14 protein-coding genes are annotated in these 17862 nt (G+C 65.5%); 8 read left to right on the top strand and 6 right to left on the bottom strand.

Going from position 1 to position 17862, the window contains the following annotated elements; translation table 11 throughout:
- Nucleotides 1-17 precede the first annotated feature (17 nt).
- A complete protein-coding gene (locus HAP47_RS08585; RefSeq protein WP_106323714.1) occupies nucleotides 18-257 on the top strand; it encodes a DUF2171 domain-containing protein in 240 nt (79 codons plus the stop codon).
- Between the two features lie 56 nt (nucleotides 258-313).
- Entirely contained in the window at nucleotides 314-655 is a 342-nt protein-coding gene (locus tag HAP47_RS08580) for a hypothetical protein (RefSeq protein WP_176396225.1), read from the top strand.
- Here the strand turns inward: HAP47_RS08580 and HAP47_RS08575 are convergent.
- Nucleotides 629-4744, bottom strand: coding sequence for a bifunctional diguanylate cyclase/phosphodiesterase (locus HAP47_RS08575; protein WP_173638622.1), 4116 nt, complete (start codon nucleotides 4742-4744; stop codon nucleotides 629-631). The two genes, HAP47_RS08580 and HAP47_RS08575, sit on opposite strands and share 27 nt — an antisense overlap.
- Nucleotides 4745-5145: 401 nt before the next feature.
- On the opposite strand from HAP47_RS08575, the gene HAP47_RS08570 reads away from it, so the two are divergent.
- The 3 genes from HAP47_RS08570 to HAP47_RS08560 are packed head-to-tail and all read left to right on the top strand — an operon-like array spanning nucleotide 5146 to nucleotide 8385.
- On the top strand, nucleotides 5146-6198 hold the full coding sequence (locus HAP47_RS08570; protein WP_173638623.1) for an Ldh family oxidoreductase: 1053 nt from the start codon (nucleotides 5146-5148) through the stop codon (nucleotides 6196-6198).
- Between the two features lie 24 nt (nucleotides 6199-6222).
- A complete protein-coding gene (locus HAP47_RS08565) occupies nucleotides 6223-7587 on the top strand; it encodes an LLM class flavin-dependent oxidoreductase (RefSeq protein ID WP_173638624.1) in 1365 nt (454 codons plus the stop codon).
- Between the two features lie 12 nt (nucleotides 7588-7599).
- A complete protein-coding gene (locus HAP47_RS08560) occupies nucleotides 7600-8385 on the top strand; it encodes a fumarylacetoacetate hydrolase family protein (RefSeq protein ID WP_173638625.1) in 786 nt (261 codons plus the stop codon).
- A gap of 208 nt (nucleotides 8386-8593) precedes the next feature.
- On the opposite strand, the gene HAP47_RS08555 is transcribed toward HAP47_RS08560, so the two are convergent.
- Nucleotides 8594-9514, bottom strand: coding sequence for a LysR family transcriptional regulator (locus HAP47_RS08555; RefSeq protein WP_173638626.1), 921 nt, complete (start codon nucleotides 9512-9514; stop codon nucleotides 8594-8596).
- 192 nt (nucleotides 9515-9706) lie between these two features.
- Between HAP47_RS08555 and HAP47_RS08550 the strand changes: the two genes are divergently transcribed.
- The gene (locus HAP47_RS08550) at nucleotides 9707-10060 is read left to right on the top strand and encodes a hypothetical protein (RefSeq protein ID WP_231168809.1); all 354 of its coding nucleotides are present in this window, start codon (nucleotides 9707-9709) and stop codon (nucleotides 10058-10060) included.
- Between the two features lie 85 nt (nucleotides 10061-10145).
- Nucleotides 10146-10643: a hypothetical protein gene (locus HAP47_RS08545; protein ID WP_173638627.1), complete on the top strand. Its 498-nt coding sequence runs from the start codon at nucleotides 10146-10148 to the stop codon at nucleotides 10641-10643.
- Between the two features lie 216 nt (nucleotides 10644-10859).
- On the opposite strand, the gene HAP47_RS08540 is transcribed toward HAP47_RS08545, so the two are convergent.
- On the bottom strand, nucleotides 10860-11315 hold the full coding sequence (locus HAP47_RS08540; RefSeq protein ID WP_173638628.1) for an Lrp/AsnC family transcriptional regulator: 456 nt from the start codon (nucleotides 11313-11315) through the stop codon (nucleotides 10860-10862).
- A gap of 155 nt (nucleotides 11316-11470) precedes the next feature.
- Here HAP47_RS08540 and HAP47_RS08535 point away from each other — a divergent pair, with 155 nt between their 5' ends.
- The gene (locus HAP47_RS08535) at nucleotides 11471-14947 is read left to right on the top strand and encodes an indolepyruvate ferredoxin oxidoreductase family protein (RefSeq protein ID WP_173638629.1); all 3477 of its coding nucleotides are present in this window, start codon (nucleotides 11471-11473) and stop codon (nucleotides 14945-14947) included.
- Here HAP47_RS08535 and mctP read toward each other — a convergent pair.
- From mctP to HAP47_RS08520, 3 genes are all read right to left on the bottom strand, one after another.
- Complete coding sequence (gene mctP / locus HAP47_RS08530) at nucleotides 14918-16408, bottom strand: monocarboxylate uptake permease MctP (protein WP_173638630.1); 1491 nt, start codon at nucleotides 16406-16408, stop codon at nucleotides 14918-14920. The genes HAP47_RS08535 and mctP overlap by 30 nt on opposite strands.
- A 12-nt stretch (nucleotides 16409-16420) precedes the next feature.
- Nucleotides 16421-16606 carry a DUF3311 domain-containing protein gene (locus tag HAP47_RS08525; protein ID WP_173638631.1) on the bottom strand — a complete coding sequence of 62 codons (186 nt, stop codon included), beginning with the start codon at nucleotides 16604-16606 and terminating at the stop codon, nucleotides 16421-16423.
- Nucleotides 16607-16755: 149 nt separating this feature from the next.
- Entirely contained in the window at nucleotides 16756-17727 is a 972-nt protein-coding gene (locus HAP47_RS08520; RefSeq protein ID WP_173638632.1) for a tripartite tricarboxylate transporter substrate binding protein, read from the bottom strand.
- Nucleotides 17728-17862 lie beyond the last annotated feature (135 nt).

The raw sequence follows: 17862 nt of genomic DNA, 5'->3' as shown, positions 1-17862 counted from the left end.
AGACGAGGAGAAGGCGCATGGCAACGGCAGCCGACATTCGGGAACATATGGACGTGATCTCGTCGGACAAGAAGACGGTCGGCAGGGTCGACCACATGGAAGGCACCGACAAGATCAAGCTGACCAAGCAGAGCTCGCCTGATGGTCAGCACCACCATTTCATTCCGCTGTCCTGGGTCGATCATGTCGACCAGCACGTCCACCTCAACAAGTCAGGTTCCGACGTGACCGCGCATTGGCAGCACGGCCGCCAATAGCCGCGTTGCACGACGTCCGTGCGATGCTATCATCTGAGCCCAACGAAGGGCCTCCGATGCATCCCGCCGCCAAGCTGCAATTTGCCCGCATCGCCGACGAGTTCGCGCGCTGGCGCGCCATTGCCGAAACGGAACGGCCGCCGGCGCCGGCGTGGTGGTGGGGACCGGCATTCGAGATGCGCGATGCCGCCGAACCGCTGCCCTCCACCTTGTCCCGCCGGTTCTGCCTGCCCGACGGGGCGAGCTTTGCGGAGGCGTCTGCAGCGCTGCGCGAGACCCTGGCCGGCCAGGTCATACCATCCTGGCCGTATGATTTCTCGCGCTTGATCGCATCCACCGATTCCGACGTCCGCGACCTGCCCGTGCAGCCGTCAGACGACAGCGCGTTTCCGCCCTAGATCCGACCCGGCCTCACCGATCGCCTCGTCGTCCAGCGACGGCTGCAACGGCGGCGACGTCAGCACCGGCGACGTCTTCAACAGTTCGGCGAGATCGCGCGGCGGCAGCGGCCGGCTGAACAGGAAGCCCTGCATCTCGTCGCAGGCATGCGCGCGCAGGAACTCCTGCTGCTCGGAGGTCTCGACGCCCTCGGCCACGATGGTCATGCCGAGCGCCTTGCCCATGCTGATGATCGCCTGCGCAATCGCGACGTCCTCGGAATCATTGGGCAGATCGCGCACGAAGGAACGATCGATCTTGATGGTGTCGATCGGGAACTGCTTCATCAGCGACATCGACGAATAGCCGGTGCCGAAATCGTCGATCGCGAGGCGAATGCCCCGGTTCTGGATCGCGTCGAGCACGCGGACCGCGCGCGTTACGTTGCGCATCACCATGCTCTCGGTGACCTCGAGCTGTAGCAGCGCCGGCGACATGCCGCTCGCCGCCAGCGCCTCATCGATGTCGTCGAGCAGGTTCGGATCGCCGAACTGCCGCGGCGAGAGGTTCACCGCCATCGTCACCGCCTTGAGGCCGCGGTGCTGCCACGCCATGTTCTGCGCGCAGGCTTCCTTCAGCACCCAGCGGCCGATCGGCACGATCAGCCCGATTTCCTCGGCGAGCGGAATGAACTGCCCCGGCGATACCTTGCCGAGCTCGGGATGGGTCCAGCGCAGCAGCGCCTCGACGCCGCTGATCTGACCGCTCGCCATGTCGACCTTGGGCTGGTACTCGAGCGAGAACTGGTCGCGCTCCAGCGCGCGGCGCAGTGCGCTTTCCATCGTCAGGCGCTCGATCGACTGCGCCCTGACCTCGTTGGAGAAGAAGCGGAAGCCGTTCTTGCCGTCCTCCTTGGCGAGATACATCGCCATGTCGGCATTCTTGGTGAGCGTCTGCACGTCGGAGCCGTCGGTCGGATACGTCGCAATCCCGATCGAGGCCGTGGTGTGGCACTCGTGCCCGCTGAGCTGCATCGGCTGGCTGAGTGCGACCAGGAGTTCGCCGGCGATGCGCTCGACGTCATGACGTTCGGTGGTGTCCTCCAGGATGACCACAAACTCGTCGCCGCCGAGCCGAGCCACCACGTCGCTCGCGCGCAACGATCCGCGCAGCCGCTCGGCGATCGCCACCAGCAGCATGTCGCCGGCGTCATGGCCGAGCGAATCGTTGATCACCTTGAAGCGGTCGAGATCGATGAACAGCACGGCGAGCTGCCGGCAATGGCGGTCCGCCGCCGAGATCGCGTGGCGCAGCATCTCGTTGAACGTCTCGCGGTTCGGCAGATTGGTCAGGCTGTCATGCGAGGCGAGGTATTCGATGCGCTCGTCGGCCTTGTGCTTCTCGTCAGCGCGATCGAAGCTTTCGAGCGCGAACGCCAGATTGTCGGCGAGCCGCTGCAGCAGCTCGGCGAATTCCGGCGTGAACGTATCCCTCTCGATCGCGACGAAGATCATGACGCCGACGACCTCCCCGCTGACGATCAGCGGAAACGAGGCACCGGACTGCGTTCCATCGCGGCGAGCACGCTCATGGAACGCCGCGGTCTCGGTATCGGCGAAATAGTCGTTGATGATGCAGGCCTTGCCCGACCGGAACGCCCTGCCGCAGGCGCCGCGTCCCTCGGGGTGCGCCTCGCTGGTCGAAAGCGTCACCTGGCTCGCGCCGTCGGCGGCCGGGCCAGCGATCGCGACGATGCGGAGATAGTCGCTGCCGGGCTGCGCCAACGCGATGGTAGTCGAGGTGAACTTGCCGCCGGTCGCTGCCGCCTCGCAGACCAGTTGGTAGAGCTCGGCGCGGGACTTCGCCCGCATGATCGCCTCGTTCGTCGCGCTCAGCGCCGCGAACATTCGCGACAGCCGCTCCTTCTGCGCGTCGGCCCGGGCCTTCTCGTCGGCGCGGTCGAAATTGGCCAGCGCGAACGACACGTTCTCGGTGAGCCGCTGCAGCAGCGCCATCATCTCCGGGCTGAAGGTGTTGAACTCGCCGGAGAGGAACACCAGCGCGCCGATCGCCTCGCCGTTCTTGAGCAGCGGCAGGGCCGCGCCGGACTTGCTGCCGCTGTCGCGGACGACCGGATAGACATGCGAGTCAGGACCGAAGTCGCTGAGATAATCGTTGCTGATGCAGGGTCTGCGGGTGCGGATCGCAACGCCGGTCAGCGTCTGTCCTTCCGGACGCGTCGCGTCGGCCGACAACTGGACTTCGCGGGCCCGTACCCGGTCGGGGCCGGAAGCAGCCACGTTCTCCAGGAAGGCCTCGCCCGGCCGCACCAGCCTGATGGTGGCCGAGATGAATTGACCGCCGACCGCCGCGGCATCGCAAACCAGATCGAACAGCTCGCCGCGGGACTTCGCCCGCATGATGGCCTCGTTGGTCGCGCTCAGCGCCGCGAACATCCGCCTCAGCCGCTCCTTCTGCTCCTCGGTGCGCGCCTTCTCGTCGGCGCGATCGAAACTGCCGAGCGCATAGGCGACGTTGTCGGCGAGCCGCTGCAGCAGCTCGGCGAACTCGGCCGAGAAGGTGTTGCGCTTGGCGGAGATGAACAGCATCACGCCGACCGGCTCGTCGTCGACGATCAACGGAAACGCCGCGCCCGATCGCGCATCCTCGCGGTCGATGATATCGCGGAACGGGTTGTTGGCGACGTCGCCGAGAAAATCGTTGTCGATGCAGGCGCGTCGGCAGCGGAACGCCCTGCCGCAAACGCCGCGCCCTTCGGGACGCGCCTCGCTGCGCGAGACGTTGAGGCGGCGCGCATTCTCGGCGGTCGGCCCCGCCACCGCCATCATCTCCAGGAAGTCGTCGCCGGGCTTTGCGATCAGGATACTGGTGGAGTTGAAGCCGCCGCCATGCGCCGCCGCGGCGCAGACCAGCTCGAACATCTCGAGCCGTGACCGCGCGCGCATGATCGCCTCGTTGGTCGCGCTCAGCGCCGCGAACATCCGCGACAGCCGCTCGCGTTCGGCATCGGCCTTGGCCTTCTCGGTGGCGCGGCCGAACGTGTCGAGCGCAACCGAGACGTTCTCGGCGATGCCCGCCAGCAGCGCGATGATCTCTTCGTCGCGCGCCCACGAATTGCCTATGAAGAAGATCAGGACGCCGATGCTCCTGCCGAACCGGGTGAGCGGCAGCGCGACGCAGGCCATCAGACCGCTCTCGCCGGCTTGCGCCTGCGAGGCGCCCGTCGATATCGGAATGTCGTGCTCGATGCACGGCCGTTTGGTCCGGAACGCCTCGCAGCAGATTCCCTTGCCGTAGAGATTGTCCGGGTCGGTCGAAAAGCGCGTCTGCGTGATCAGGTCGAGCGCCTCGCCGGTGCCGGCGACGGGTTCCAGCCAGTGCGTGTCGGGCTCGGCCAGCAGCACCACCGTGGCGAAGGATTTTCCGCTGAACACCGCGGCGTCGCACACCCTCTGATAGAGATCGTGCTCGGTCTTGGCGCGGAGGATCGCCTCATTGGTTGCGCTGATGGCGCCGAACATGCGGTTGAGCCGGCGCATCGCCCGCTCGCCGCTCTTGCGCGACGCCTCATGGTCGAAATTGTCGAGCGCAAAGGACACGTTCGCGGCTATGCGCTGCAGCAGCGACACGATCTCCTCGCCGAGCGAGTCGACCTCGCGCCGGGTCACCATGAAGACGCCGACGCTGCGCCCGTTGCAGACCAGCGGCATCGCCGCCGCCGCACCGACGCCGGCCGCTGCGAGGCCGCTGCGCCAGGCCGCCGAACGGGCATCATTGATATAGTCGTTGCTGACGCTGGCGCTCTGATCGCGGAACGCCCGCCCGGCGACGCCCTCCCCTTCCGGAATGTTGGCGAGGGTGGAGATCCTGATGCTGCGCAGACGCGCGACATCGTCACCGCAACCGGCGGCGAATGTCAGCCGACCGGTATCCGGCTCCAGCAAAAAGACGGTCGTGGCCAGGAAGCTCCCGCTCGAGAACGCGGCTTCGCAGACCTTGCCGTACAACTCTTCTGGTGATTTCGCGTACAGGATCGCTTCGTTGGTGGCATTCAACGCCGCGAATGTACGCCCGATGCTCGACTGCACGATCCCTGAAGGCCCCAGGGCCACCCCCTTCAATCTGCCGGGGAACATTGCCCGCGAGAGGCCTAAGTGATGGTTAGTCTATCCGGCAAGTTGTGAGACAAAGTAAACGGCTGACGAATGCCGGAGGCCGTTTTCCGGGATATTACGGACGCAAATGTGCCAGGCTGAGGCGGAGGGGCGGAGCACCCGGTAGCCGCCTGGCTTGCACTACTGGCGCAGCCAAATTCCGCAGCGCGACCGCGACCGTTCCATTCAGTGAAATCCTGGCCGGGAGCACCCTGCTGGCGGTATGGCGGACCGGATATTCTGCCCTTGCTCGGCGAGCTGCGCTTTGAGAGCATGGCGCCGACAACAGCAAGCAAGACCCGCGCATCACGTGGGCGGACCGCGAGGAAAATCCGATGCCGATCGTCCAGGCCGACCGTCTCACGCGCATCGGCGCGGCGCTGCTCCGGGGTGCCGGCGCCTCGGAGGAGGAGGCCAACGCGGTCGCCTCCGGCTGCGTCAACGCCAACCTCGCCGGCCATGACTCCCACGGCGTGATCGCGATCCCGACCTATATCGACCGCATCAAGGCCGGCCATATCGTCCCCGGCGCCAAATGGACCGTGGTGCAGGAGACGCCGACCACGACCGTGATCGACGGTCATTGGGGGTTCGGCTTCCACGTCAACGCCAAGGCGATGGAGATGACCATCAAAAAGGCGAAGACCGCCAATGTCGCGGCCTGCACTGTGTTCCGGCAGAGCCATGTCGGCCGGCTGGCGCATTACCCGATGATGGCGATGCGCGAAGGCATGATCGGAATCGCGGCCGCCGATTCCGGCCGCTCGCCGAAACATGTCGCGCCGTTCGGCGGCCGCGAGGCCAGACTCGGCACTAACCCGCTCTCGATCGCGGTGCCCTCCGATCTCGAGGCGCCGTTCTATCTTGATATGGCGACCTCGGCGGTCGCGGCCGGCAAGATCCAGCTCGCGGTGGCGCGTGGCGAAAGCATCCCAAAGGGCTGGATCATCGACACCGAAGGGCGCGACACCACTGACCCTGCGGACTACCGCAAGGGCGGCGCGCTGCTGCCGCTCGGCGGCAGCGAAGGCTACAAGGGAAGCGGCCTTGCCGCGATGGTCGAGGTGCTATGCGGCCTCCTGACCGGCCTCGGCTTCGGGGTCGAGCCAACCGGCCGTCACAATGACGGCTGCTTCATGGCGGTGTTCAACGTCGCGGCGTTCCGTCCGCTAAAGGACTTCAAGCGCGAGGTCGCTGACTTCGCCCGCTACCTGAAATCGACGCCGCCCTCGGAAGGGAGCCGCGGCGTGTTCTATCCCGGCGAGATCGAATATCTGCGCGAAGTCGAACGGCGCAAGAACGGCATCGAGATCGAGGATACGACCTGGGACAAGCTCAAGGCGCTCGCCACCGACTACAAGCTCACCGACGACCTCGATCTTCGCTGACGCATTCAGGTACAGGAGAACGGCATGACACGGCAAATGGCGCTGGTTGGCTTTTTGCAGGCGCAGAACTGCACCAATCTGCCGAGCTCCTGGCGTCACCCGGAGTCGCGCGACGATTCGATGTCGGCGGACTACTACCAGGAGATCGCGCGCATCCTGGAGCGCGGCAAGTTCCACATGGCGTTCTTCGACGATCGGCTCGCTATGCCCGACCGCTACGGCAACGATCACGCCCACACCGTCGAATACGGCATCCGCTGCGTGAAGATGGACCCGATCGTGGTGCTGACCACGATGGGCGTGGTCACCACCAGGCTCGGCCTCGCCTCGACCGCGTCCACCACCTATTTCGAGCCGTTCGACGTCGCCCGCCGCTTCGCCACGCTCGATTTGATGACCAATGGCCGCGCCGCCTGGAACGTGGTGACGTCGGTCAATGACGGCGAGGCGCTCAACATGGGCCGCGCGCAGCATCTCGAGCACGATCTCCGCTACGACCGCGCCGACGAGTTCATGGAGGTGGTGCTCGGCCACTGGGATGCCTGGGAAGACGGCTCGCTGGTGATCGACAAGAAGAGCGGCCGCTTCGCCGATCCGGCCAAGGTGAAACGGCTCGATCACAAGGGCGCGTTCTTCACCTCGCGCGGCCCGTTCACGGTGCCGCGTTCGGCGCAGGGCCATCCCGTCGTGATCCAGGCCGGCGCCTCCGGCCGCGGCCAGCGCTTTGCCGGGCGCTGGGGCGAGGTGATCTTCACCGCGGCGCGCAACCTGGCCAACGCCAAGCAAGGCTATGACGCGATCCGGGGCGAAGCCGCCAAGGCCGGGCGCGATCCCGACCAGATGTTCCTCTGCAACCTGATCACGCCGGTCACCGGCGCGACCAAGGCCGAGGCCGAGGACCGGATGGCGGTGATTCAGAAGCTGCCACTCGAGATCGACGCGCTGTCGCTGCTCGCCGAAGGCCTCAACTTCGATTTCGGCGCCAAACCGATCGACCAGCCGCTGACCACCGAGGAGCTGCAGGGCATGCAAGGCATGCTCGGCATCCGCGATGGCGTGCTGCGCACCTCCGGCAAGACCAATCCCTCGACCCGCGACTTCATCACCTTCTCCGGCCGCGGCCAGGTGCAGGACGCGATGGTCGGCGGCCCGAAGGAGATCGCCGACCGGCTGGAGGAAATGTTCGAAGGCCGCGGCTGCGACGGCTTCGTCATCGCGGCGAGCTATGTGCCGGGCTCCTACGCCGACTTCGTCGATCACGTGGTGCCCGAGCTGCAGAAGCGCGGCCTGTTCCACAAGGATTACGCCGGCGCGACCCTGCGCGAGAATCTCGGGCTCAAGCGCCCCGCCGCGGGCGCCTGGAAGACCCGCGCGCAGGCCGCGGAATAGAGGGACATCATCATGCGCTGGCTGAAATTCACCGCCGCGGGTACTACGTCTTGGGGCCTCGTCGAGGGCGACACCGTCACGACCGTGAACGGCGATCCATTCGGTGAATGGAGCAAGACGGCGAAGACCCACGCCTTGAAGGACGTCAAGATCGAGCTGCCGCTGATCCCGCGCACCTTCTACTGCGTCGGGCTGAACTATTTGAAGCACCTCAAGGAGGCCGCCGACAAGGCCGGCACCGTGCCGAACGTGCCTGATCGACCCGAGATCGGCTATCGTGCGCAGAACGCGCTGATCGCTTATGACGAGAACGTCGTGATCCCGGCGAGTGCGACCGAGAAGATCCATTACGAGGGCGAACTGGTCGTGGTGATCGGCAAGACCGCCAAGCACCTCACCGAAGCCAATGCGCTGGACTGCGTGTTCGGATACACGATCGGCAACGACGTCTCCGAGCGCAGCTGGCAGAAGGCCGATCGCGGGCTGTGGCGTGCCAAGAACGCCGACACGTTCAAGCCGATGGGGCCGTGGATCGAGACCGATGTCGATCTCGACCGCATGGAGACCGCGATCCGGGTCAACGGCAAGGAGACGGGCCGCTTCCGCACCAACGAGATGATCTTCGGCATCGTGCCGTTCCTGGTCGAGCTTTCGAAATACTTCACGCTGTCGCCCGGCGACGTGATCTGGATGGGCACCGACGGCGCCTCGCCGGACCTGAAGGACGGTGACGTGGTCGAGATCGACATCACGGGCATCGGGACATTGCGGAACAGCTTCGTGAAGGAGAAGATGTGAGGGCGTGCCCCCTCGCTATTGCTGACGCGTGTGCTCCATACCCAGGTGTCGTCCCTGCGAACGCAGGGACCCATACTCCGGGGCTTGTGTGAGTGAAGGGACTCGTCGTTCCGACATCGCTCAACAATAACCGTTGGTGGCTATGGGTCCCTGCGTTCGCAGGGACGACACTGAACCAGTTGAGGCATCGGAGGTCAGATCGGATGGCTCACCGCCCAACTCCCGACCTGCTCTTCACATGGTCGATGAAGGCGCGCAGCTTCGGCATGATCTGGCGATGGCCGGGATAGTAGAAAAATACGCCGGGCGTTATGGTCGCGAATGGCTCCAGCACGCGCACCAGCTTTTTCTCCCTCACGGCGCCGGCGACCAGCGGCGCGGGCACCTGCGCCAGTCCCACGCCTTCGATGGCGGCGCCGACCAGCGTGGGGAAATCATGGCCGATGAACGATCCCGAGACGGCAAGCTCGATCGAACGGCCGTTGTCGCTGAGCGACCACGGCGCGAGCCCGCCGTTCGATCGCCGCAATCGCAGGCACGCGTGTTCGCGCAGATCGTCTGGGCGTTTAGGGCGGCCACGGCGCGCGAGATAATCCGGACTGCCGACGACAGCGAACGGGAACGGCTTGGTCAGACGCACCGCGATCATGTCCGGGTTGATGAACTGGCCCATCCGGATGCCGGCATCGAATCCTCCGGCTGCGAGGTCGACCAGCTCCTCGCTGGCGGCGAGCTCGACCTCGATCTCGGGATAGGCCTTGCAGAATGAGGCAATCAACGGCTCCAGCAGGATCGGCACCACCGAGCGCGGCACGGTGAGACGCAACAGCCCCGCCGGCTTCTGCCCGAGTTCGCGCGCGGCGCCACTTGCGGCGACCAGCTCCTCGAACGCGGGCCTGGCACGCGCCAGGAATCGTTCGCCGGCCTCGGTGAGGCCGACGCTGCGGGTGGTGCGGATGAACAGCACGGCGCCGAGGCGCGCCTCGAGCGCGCGGACCGCCTGGCTGATCGCCGACGGCGTCACCGCGAGCTCGGTCGCCGCGCGACGAAAGCTGCGGTGCTGGGCGACGCTGAGGAACGCCTCCACGCCGTCGAGCGCGCCCTGCCTGACTGTGAAGTTCTGCTTCATGGCCTGTCAACATTATCGCGAATAGTCGCTCGCGGGAAGCCGCCCTACATCAGAGCCACAGGCAGCAGCATCGCGACGCGCGCTGCTCCACGCGACATCACGACGGCAGTCGTGAACGGAGACCTGCGACCGATGAAGACAATCCGTCACACCCTCCTTGCCCTCACCCTCACCTCGACAGGCTTAACCTCCATGACCGCTCCCTCTCTTGCCCAGGCCCAAACACAGGCACAGGCCTCCTCCACCATCACCACCGGCGTGATGGTGATCCTGACCGTCAAGGCCGGCGTCACCCGCGAACAGGTGATGGCCGTGATGCCGGATGAAATCCGGCAGACCGTGCAGCTCTATCTCAGCGGCAAGGTGCGCGAATGGTATTCGCGGTCCGACGGGCGCGGGGTCGTCTTCCTGCTCGATGCCAAGGACACATCCGAGGCGCACGCGATCATGGAAGGGCTGCCGCTGTCCAAGCTCGACATCATGGACCACGACTACATCGCGGTCGGCCCGCTGCTGCCGCTGCGGCTGCTGCTCGCCAAGCCGTGAGCGCCGCGCTCTGAGCGCCTCGCCGAAGCCGGACCCGATCGCCGGGTCCGGCCTCCGCGGATCGACAGTCAGACGGGAGCCGACCGTGCCGGTAAGTCTCAACATTCCATTCTTGCTCAGCGTCGCCGGAGCATTTCTGACGAGTGCAGTGGTGGCCGCGACCTATGTCTGGCCGGCGCTCCGCACCTGGCCGCGCCATGAGGCGCTCCGGCTGCTTGCGGCTTTTCATGCCTTCCGGTTTCTTGGGATGAACTTCATGGTCACAGGCTTCGTGTCGCCGGAGGTGAACCCGGTGTTTGCCAGCGCGGTCGGCTGGGGCGATCTGACCGCCGCAGCTCTCGCTCTGCTCTCGATGGCGGCACTGTCGTGGCGCTGGCCGGTAGCCATTCCGATCGTCTGGTTCTTCAACATCTGGGGCACGCTGGATCTTCTCAACGCCTACTTCATGGGCGCGACGAAGAACGCGGATCCCGGCCTGTTCTGCGCCGGCATCTATATTCCGGCGCTCTACGTGCCGCTGCTGCTGGTCAGCCATGTCATGGTGTTCATGATCTTGATGCGGACAAAATTGGCGGAAGCGTAGATGCGCAGGATGGGTAGAGAGAAGCTAAACCCATCTTACGGTCTGCTGCTACATCAACATCGTCGTCCCGGCGCAGGCCGGGACCCATACTCCGCGGCGGGTGTCGTGGACAGGATTCCTCGTTCCAGCGCCGCGCAATCATGCGCATTCGTGGTTATGGGTCCCGGCCTTCGCCGGGACGACAGCGCGCATGTGGCACGGCTGTAGCGGTACACCTCAAAACGGCAACGCCACGCCGGTCTTGATCTCCTTCAGGATCACGTTGGTGCGGACATGGCGGATGCCGGGGATGCGGAACATGAACTCGTCGAGGAATTTGTTGTAGGCGTCCATGTCGCGCACGACGACGCGCAGATGATAATCGGCATCGCCTGTTGTCGCGAAACATTCCAGCACCTCGCGACGCTGCATCACCCGCGCGACGAACTCGTCGACGAATTTCGTGTCGTGCCGCTCCAGCGAGACGTGCAGGATCGCCGAGGTCGCAAAGCCCGCGCGCTCGCGCGCGACCAGCGCCGAATAGCCGGAGATGACGCCGGCCTCCTCCAGCGCGCGGACCCGCCGCCAGCATGCCGAGGTCGACATGCCGACGGTTTCCGCGAGCTGCTGGTTGGTGGCGCGGCCGTCCTTCTGCAGTTCGGCGAGAATTTTCTCGTCTTGCTCTTCGATCACTACAGGACTCCAATTTGGTAGATTATACCATAATGTGACATTGTGCGCAAAAAGATACCGAAACTGAGGTCGCTGGAGAACAGATAGGTAGGACCTACCAGACACACAGGCATAGCCTTGCCCCATCAGACATCGCGATTCCCGGAGGGTCAGTCATGGGCCAGATGCCGCTGCTCGATGCCTACCAGCTGTCCGAGCGCTACAGCCGCGATCGCGGCCGCGTCTTCCTCACCGGCACGCAGGCGATCGTGCGCATCGCGCTCGATCAGATCAGGCGCGACCGTGCCGCCGGGCTCAACACCGCGGGCTTCATCTCCGGCTATCGCGGCTCGCCGCTCGGCGGCGTCGACCTCGAATTGTGGAAGATCGGCGAGCGGCTGAAGCAGAGCCGCATCGAATTCCTGCCCGCTGTCAACGAGGACCTCGCGGCCACCGCCGTGCTCGGCTCGCAGCAGGTCGAGACGCAGAGGGATCGAAAGGTCGATGGCGTGTTCGGGCTGTGGTACGGCAAGGGCCCCGGCGTCGATCGCTCCGGCGATGCGCTGAAGCACGGCAATGCATATGGCTCCTCGCCGCATGGCGGCGTGCTGGTCGTGGCCGGCGATGATCATGGCTGCGTGTCGTCATCGATGCCGCATCAATCCGACGTCGCGTTCATGAGCTGGTTCATGCCGACGCTGCATCCGGCCGATGTCGGCGAGTATCTCGCATTCGGCGAATATGGCTATGCGCTCAGTCGATTTTCCGGCATGTGGGTCGGCTTCAAGGCGATCTCGGAGATCGTGGAATCCGGCGCCTCGATCGAGTTGCGCGCGCCGCGCGCGTTCGTGCGGCCGGATTTCGTACCGCCGTCCGGCGGCCTGCATTATCGCTGGCCTGATCTGCCGGGCCCGCAGATCGAGGAGCGGCTGGAGGCGAAGAAGCACGCGGTCTACGCCTTTGCAAAAGCCAATCCGATCGACCGCCGCATCTACGACATCAAGGACGCGACCTACGGCATCGTCACCACAGGCAAGGCGCATCTCGACCTGATGGAGGCGCTGCGGCTGGTGGGACTGGATGAGGCCAGTTGCCGCCGCTTCGGCATCGACATCTACAAGGTCGGCATGGTGTGGCCGCTCGCGCTGCATGATGCGATGGAGTTCGTGAAGGGCAAGCGCGAGATCCTGGTGGTCGAGGAGAAGCGCGGCATCATCGAGAGCCAGTTCAAGGAGTATTTCTACGACTATCCCGGCTCCAAGCCGGAACGGATGGTCGGCAAGCATGACGAAACCGGCGCGCGGCTGATCTCGTGGACCGGTGAGTTATCGCCGCTGATGCTGGCCGACGTGCTGGCGCGGCGGCTCGATCCGATGTTTCCCGAATTGCAGCTCGCCCGCCGCGTCGCCGCGCTCAGGCCCGAGCAGGACCGCATGATCGCCGTCCCCGGCGCGACGCGCACGCCCTATTTCTGCTCGGGCTGCCCGCACAACACGTCGACCAAGGTGCCCGAGGGCTCCAAGGCGCTGGCCGGCATCGGCTGCCACTTCATGGCGAGCTGGATGGACCGCGAGACCTCGTCGCTGATCCAGATGGGCGGCGAAGGCGTCAACTGGGCAGCCTCGTCGAAATTCACCGGCAACAGCCACGTGTTCCAGAATCTCGGCGAAGGCACCTACTATCACTCGGGCTCGATGGCGATCCGCCAGGCGATCGCCGCCAGGGCCAACATCACCTACAAGATCCTGTTCAATGACGCGGTGGCGATGACCGGCGGCCAGCCGGTCGACGGCCCGGTCAGCGTGCAGGCGATCGCGCACTCTGTCCGCGCCGAGGGTGTGTCGCGGATCGCGCTGGTGTCGGATGAACCCGCGCAGTTCTCGCCGGCGGATTTGCCCGCCGGCGTCACCATCCATCCGCGCGAGGAGATGGACGCCGTGCAGCGCGAGCTGCGCGAAATTCCCGGCGTCACCGTGCTGATCTATCAGCAGACCTGCGCCACCGAGAAACGGCGGCGGCGCAAGCGCGGCACGATCAAGGATCCCGCCCGTTTTGCTTACATCAACGACCTCATCTGCGAGGGCTGCGGCGATTGCTCGGTGGAATCGAACTGCCTCAGCGTGGAGCCGAAGGAGACGCCGTTCGGCCGCAAGCGCAAGATCAACCTCTCGACCTGCAACAAGGATTTTTCCTGTCTCAACGGCTTCTGCCCGAGCTTCGTCACCATCGAGGGCGGCAAGCGGCGGGCGAAGGGCGCAAGCGCGATCGATCCGCTGGCACGCGCCGCGGCATTGCCAGTGCCGAAGCTCATGGCACTGGAGAAGCCCTACGATTTGCTCGTCACCGGGGTCGGCGGCACCGGCGTCATCACGGTCGGGGCGCTGATCGCAATGGCTGCGCATCTCGAGGGCCGCGGCGTCTCGGTGCTCGACTTCACCGGCTTCGCCCAGAAATTCGGCCCCGTACTGAGCTATCTGCGGCTGGCGGCAGCCCCCGAGGCGCTGCATCAGGTCCGGATCGACCAGGGCGCGGCGGACGCGCTGATCGGCTGCGACCTCGTGGTGAGCTCATCGGCCAAGGCCTCCGGTACCTATCGCAAGGGGATGCGCGCCGCAGTGAACATTGCGGAAATGCCGACCGGCGACGTGGTCCGCTTCCGCGACGCCGATCTCGCCTCGCCGGCTCGCTTGCGCGCCATCGAGCGGGTGATCGGACCAGGCAACCTCACTGCGATCGATGCCAACGCGCTGGCCGAGCGGCTGCTCGGCGACAGCGTTTATGCCAACATCATGATGCTCGGCTTCGCCTGGCAGCAGGGCCTGGTGCCGGTGTCGCTGGACGCACTGACGCGCGCGATCGAATTGAACGGCGTCGCCGTCGAACGCAACAAGCAGGCGGTGGCCTGGGGCCGGCTCGCCTCTGCCGATCCGGAATTTTTGCCGAAAGCGGAGAACGCCGACGCCAACGCGCCGGAGACCCTCGATCAGGTCGTCGCGCGCCGCGGCGACTTCCTTCGTGACTATCAGGACGAGGCCTATGCCGCGCGCTACCGCGCCACGGTCGACCGCGTCCGTCGCGCCGAGGCCGCGCTCGGCGGCGAGACGCTGACTGACGCCGTCGCCCGCTCGCTGTTCAAGCTGATGGCCTACAAGGACGAGTACGAGGTGGCGCGGCTGCATATGCAGACCGGCTTCCTCGAGACCCTCAAGCGCGAATTCGACGGCGACTTCACGGTGCAGTACCATCTCGCGCCGCCGCTGTTGCCGGCACGGCTGGATGCACGCGGCCGGCCACGCAAGCGCGCATTCGGCCAGTGGATCCAGACGCCACTCCGCTTGCTGGCGCGGCTCAAGGGACTGCGCGGCACGCCGTTCGACGTGTTCGGTTATGCCGCGGAGCGTCGCGCCGAGCGCGAGCTGATCACCTGGTACGAAGAGCTGATCGAGGCCATGCTCGGCAAGCTCGATGGCGCGCGGCTGCCCGATCTCGTCGCAATCGCAAAGGCGCCGATGGAGATCCGCGGCTATGGGCCGGTGAAGGACACTGCGATCGAGAAGACCAACGCGGAGGTGGCGCGGCTGACCGCGCTCCTCACCTCCGCCCCGTCAGATACCGACGACGGCTCAGGCCGCCGCGCCGCGCTTGGCGGGTGAGATCAAGCCGACCACGACGGTCGCAATCACCGCCACCACGATGTTGAGCAAGAGCGCGCCGAGACCGACATAGAAGGTGTAGGTGGCATCGCCGAGCGAGATGCTGGCCAGCGGCTTCAGCCCGTTGCTCCATGCCGTGTAGGTGCCCCAGCCGATGCCGACCGCCCAGCCGAGCAATAGCGCTTCGGCGCGGAACCAGACGGTGAACAGGCCGAACACCAGCGCCGGCAGCGTCTGCACGATCCAGAGGCCGCCGAGCAGTTGCAGGTCGAGCGCATATTGCGTCGGCAGGAACAGGATGAAGGCAAGCGCGCCGACCTTCACCACCAGCGAGGTGATTTTCGCCACCGACGCCTCACCGGCATGCGAGATGTCCGGATTGACGTAGGACTTCCAGACATTGCGGGTGAACAGATTGGCGGCGCCGATGCTCATCACCGCCGCCGGCACCAGCGCGCCGATCGCGATCGCCGAGAATGCGAAGCCCGCGAACCATTCCGGGAACAAGGTTTTGAACAGCATCGGCACCACGTCGTTCGGCGACGTCACCTTGATGCCGGCGGCATAGGCCATGTAGCCGAGCAGCGCAATCAGGCCGAGCAAGAGCGTATAGGCCGGCAGCAGGATCGCGTTCTTGCGGATGGTATCCGCCGACTTCGAGGCGAAGATGCCCGTCAGCGTGTGCGGATACATGAAGGCGGCGAGCGCCGAGCCGAGCGCCAGCGTCGCATAGGGCAGATACTGAGCGGGCTTCAGCGTCAGTCCGGTGGCGCCGCCCTTGGCCGTGAAGGCGTCATTGGCAGCGGAGAACACCGCGCCATAACCGCCGAGCTTGGACGGCACCACGACCACGGCCGTCAGCACCACGATGTAGATCATGATGTCCTTGACGAAGGCGATCAGCGCCGGCGCGCGCAGGCCGGAGCTATAGGTATAGAGCGCGAGGATCACGAAGGCCGCGATGATCGGCAGTTCGCCGGTCAGGCCCATCGCCTTGATCACGACCTCCATGCCGATCAGCTGCAAGGCGATGTATGGCATGGTCGCGACCAGGCCGGTCAGCGCCACCGCGAGCTCGAGGCTGCGCGAGCCATAAGCGCCATGGACGACATCCGCAGCGGTGACGTAGCCGTTGGCATGCGCCTTCTTCCACAGCACCGGCATCACGGCGAACACAAAGGGATAGACGATGATGGTGTAGGGCAGCGCGAAGAAGCCGTAGGCGCCGACCGCATACACCAGCGCCGGCACCGCGATCACGGTGTAGGCGGTGTAGAAATCGCCGCCGACCAGGAACCAGGTGATCCAGGTGCCGAACTGGCGGCCGCCGAGGCCCCATTCGTCGAGATGCTCGCTGACCGGGCCGGATTTCCAGCGCGCGGCGAGGAAACCCATCCCGGTGACGAGGGCAAAGAAGAAGATGAAGACGGAGAGCGCCACCCAGGCGATATGATCGGTCATGGGCTGCTCCCCTCACCGCTGCTCGTCGGCATCGGGCCGCCGGCTGCGATAGACCAGCCAGATCAGCAGCGAGGAGATCGGCACCCAGGCGAGCTGGTACCAGTAGAAGAAGGGAAAGCCGAACAGCGAAGGCTCGGTGAAATTATAGAACGGCACCCACAGCAAGCCGATGAACGGCAGCAGCAACAGAATCCACATGGCTCATTCCCCAGCCCGGGGTCCGATCAAAACCGGCGGTGTTGCCGGCGTCCCGTCATCGACGCCCCCAGGAACCATTCGTTGCGTCTAGAATCACGGTTGCGGCATGGCGATGCAAAAAGATGTGATCGCTGCGCCGGGCGGGCAGCCTACTCCGCCTTGATGCCGGCGTCTTGGATCACCTTGCGCCAACGGGTCTCCTCGCCGGCAAAGTAGCGGTCGAGCTCGGCCGGGGGCGAGGCCACCATCACGAGGCCCTCATTGACGCTGAGCTTCCTGAAGGCCTCCGCCTGCGTGGCCTTGGCCGCGGACTTGTTGAGCCGGTCGATGATGGCGGGCGGTGTGCTCGCAGGTGCGTAAAGGCCGTACCAGGATTCCGCAGCGTAGCCCGGCACACCGGCTTCGGACACCGTCGGCAATTGCGGGAACGACGGCGAGCGTTCGGCCGAGGTCACCCCGATCGCACGCAGCTGCCCGGCCTCGACCAGCGATGCGCAGCTTGCCACCGTCGTGAACATCACCTGGATCTGGCCACCCAAGAGATCGGTGATCGCGGGCGCCGCGCCCTTGTAGGGCACGGTGGTCAGATTGACGCCCGCCATGTGCTTGAACAACTCGCCGGCCAGATGCGCCGAGGTGCCGGTGCCATAGGTCCCGTAGGACAGTTTTTCCGGATCGGCCTTCGCAGCCGCGATCAGATCGGCGATCGACTTGATCGGCGAAGCAGGATTGACCACGACGACATTGAACGAACGCGCCACCAGCGCCACCGGCGCGAAATCCTTATGCGCGTCGTAGGGCAGCTTGGCGTAGAGGCTCGGATTGACCGCGTTGGCGAAGGTCGCCATCAGCAGCGTGTAGCCGTCGGCCGGGCTGGCGGCGACGCTCTGCGTGCCGATGATGGTGCCCGCGCCCGGCTTGTTCTCGATGATGACGGTGACGCCGAGATCCTTCTGCATCTCCTGCGCCAGCGTGCGCGCGACGACATCGGTGCCGCCGCCCGGCGCGAACGGCACCACGATCTTGACGATGTGATTGGGATAGGCGGCGCGTGCGGGGGTGTGCAGCAGAACACTTGCTGCAAGCGCGAACAGAAGCGATGCGAGGAAACGAAGCGGCATGGCAAGCCCCGGCGGTAGATGAGGCGTTCTTCATACACGCCGGCGCCATGCAAGGGATGCCGGGTGGTCATGACTCGGAAGGAAGCGCAACGCTGCCGGTCCCGTCATCCTAAGATGGCGCGGCGGGCGGCGAAA

The organism is Bradyrhizobium sp. 41S5 (genome assembly GCF_011516665.3).
GTDB lineage: Bacteria > Pseudomonadota > Alphaproteobacteria > Rhizobiales > Xanthobacteraceae > Bradyrhizobium > Bradyrhizobium quebecense.
Note: the sequence above shows the minus strand (reverse complement) of the source record. Positions and strands in the feature narration are given on the sequence as shown.

What these genes read in the sequence shown, in the direction of transcription:
- HAP47_RS08585 (WP_106323714.1), top strand. Translation starts at nt 18, where the DNA reads ATGGCAACGGCAGCCGACATTCGGGAACATATGGACGTGATCTCGTCG.
- HAP47_RS08580 (WP_176396225.1), top strand. Translation starts at nt 314, where the DNA reads ATGCATCCCGCCGCCAAGCTGCAATTTGCCCGCATCGCCGACGAGTTC.
- HAP47_RS08570 (WP_173638623.1), top strand. Translation starts at nt 5,146, where the DNA reads ATGCCGATCGTCCAGGCCGACCGTCTCACGCGCATCGGCGCGGCGCTG.
- HAP47_RS08565 (WP_173638624.1), top strand. Translation starts at nt 6,223, where the DNA reads ATGACACGGCAAATGGCGCTGGTTGGCTTTTTGCAGGCGCAGAACTGC.
- HAP47_RS08560 (WP_173638625.1), top strand. Translation starts at nt 7,600, where the DNA reads ATGCGCTGGCTGAAATTCACCGCCGCGGGTACTACGTCTTGGGGCCTC.
- HAP47_RS08555 (WP_173638626.1), bottom strand. Translation starts at nt 9,514, where the DNA reads ATGAAGCAGAACTTCACAGTCAGGCAGGGCGCGCTCGACGGCGTGGAG.
- HAP47_RS08550 (WP_231168809.1), top strand. Translation starts at nt 9,707, where the DNA reads ATGACCGCTCCCTCTCTTGCCCAGGCCCAAACACAGGCACAGGCCTCC.
- HAP47_RS08535 (WP_173638629.1), top strand. Translation starts at nt 11,471, where the DNA reads ATGGGCCAGATGCCGCTGCTCGATGCCTACCAGCTGTCCGAGCGCTAC.
- mctP (WP_173638630.1), bottom strand. Translation starts at nt 16,408, where the DNA reads ATGACCGATCATATCGCCTGGGTGGCGCTCTCCGTCTTCATCTTCTTC.
- HAP47_RS08525 (WP_173638631.1), bottom strand. Translation starts at nt 16,606, where the DNA reads ATGTGGATTCTGTTGCTGCTGCCGTTCATCGGCTTGCTGTGGGTGCCG.
- HAP47_RS08520 (WP_173638632.1), bottom strand. Translation starts at nt 17,727, where the DNA reads ATGCCGCTTCGTTTCCTCGCATCGCTTCTGTTCGCGCTTGCAGCAAGT.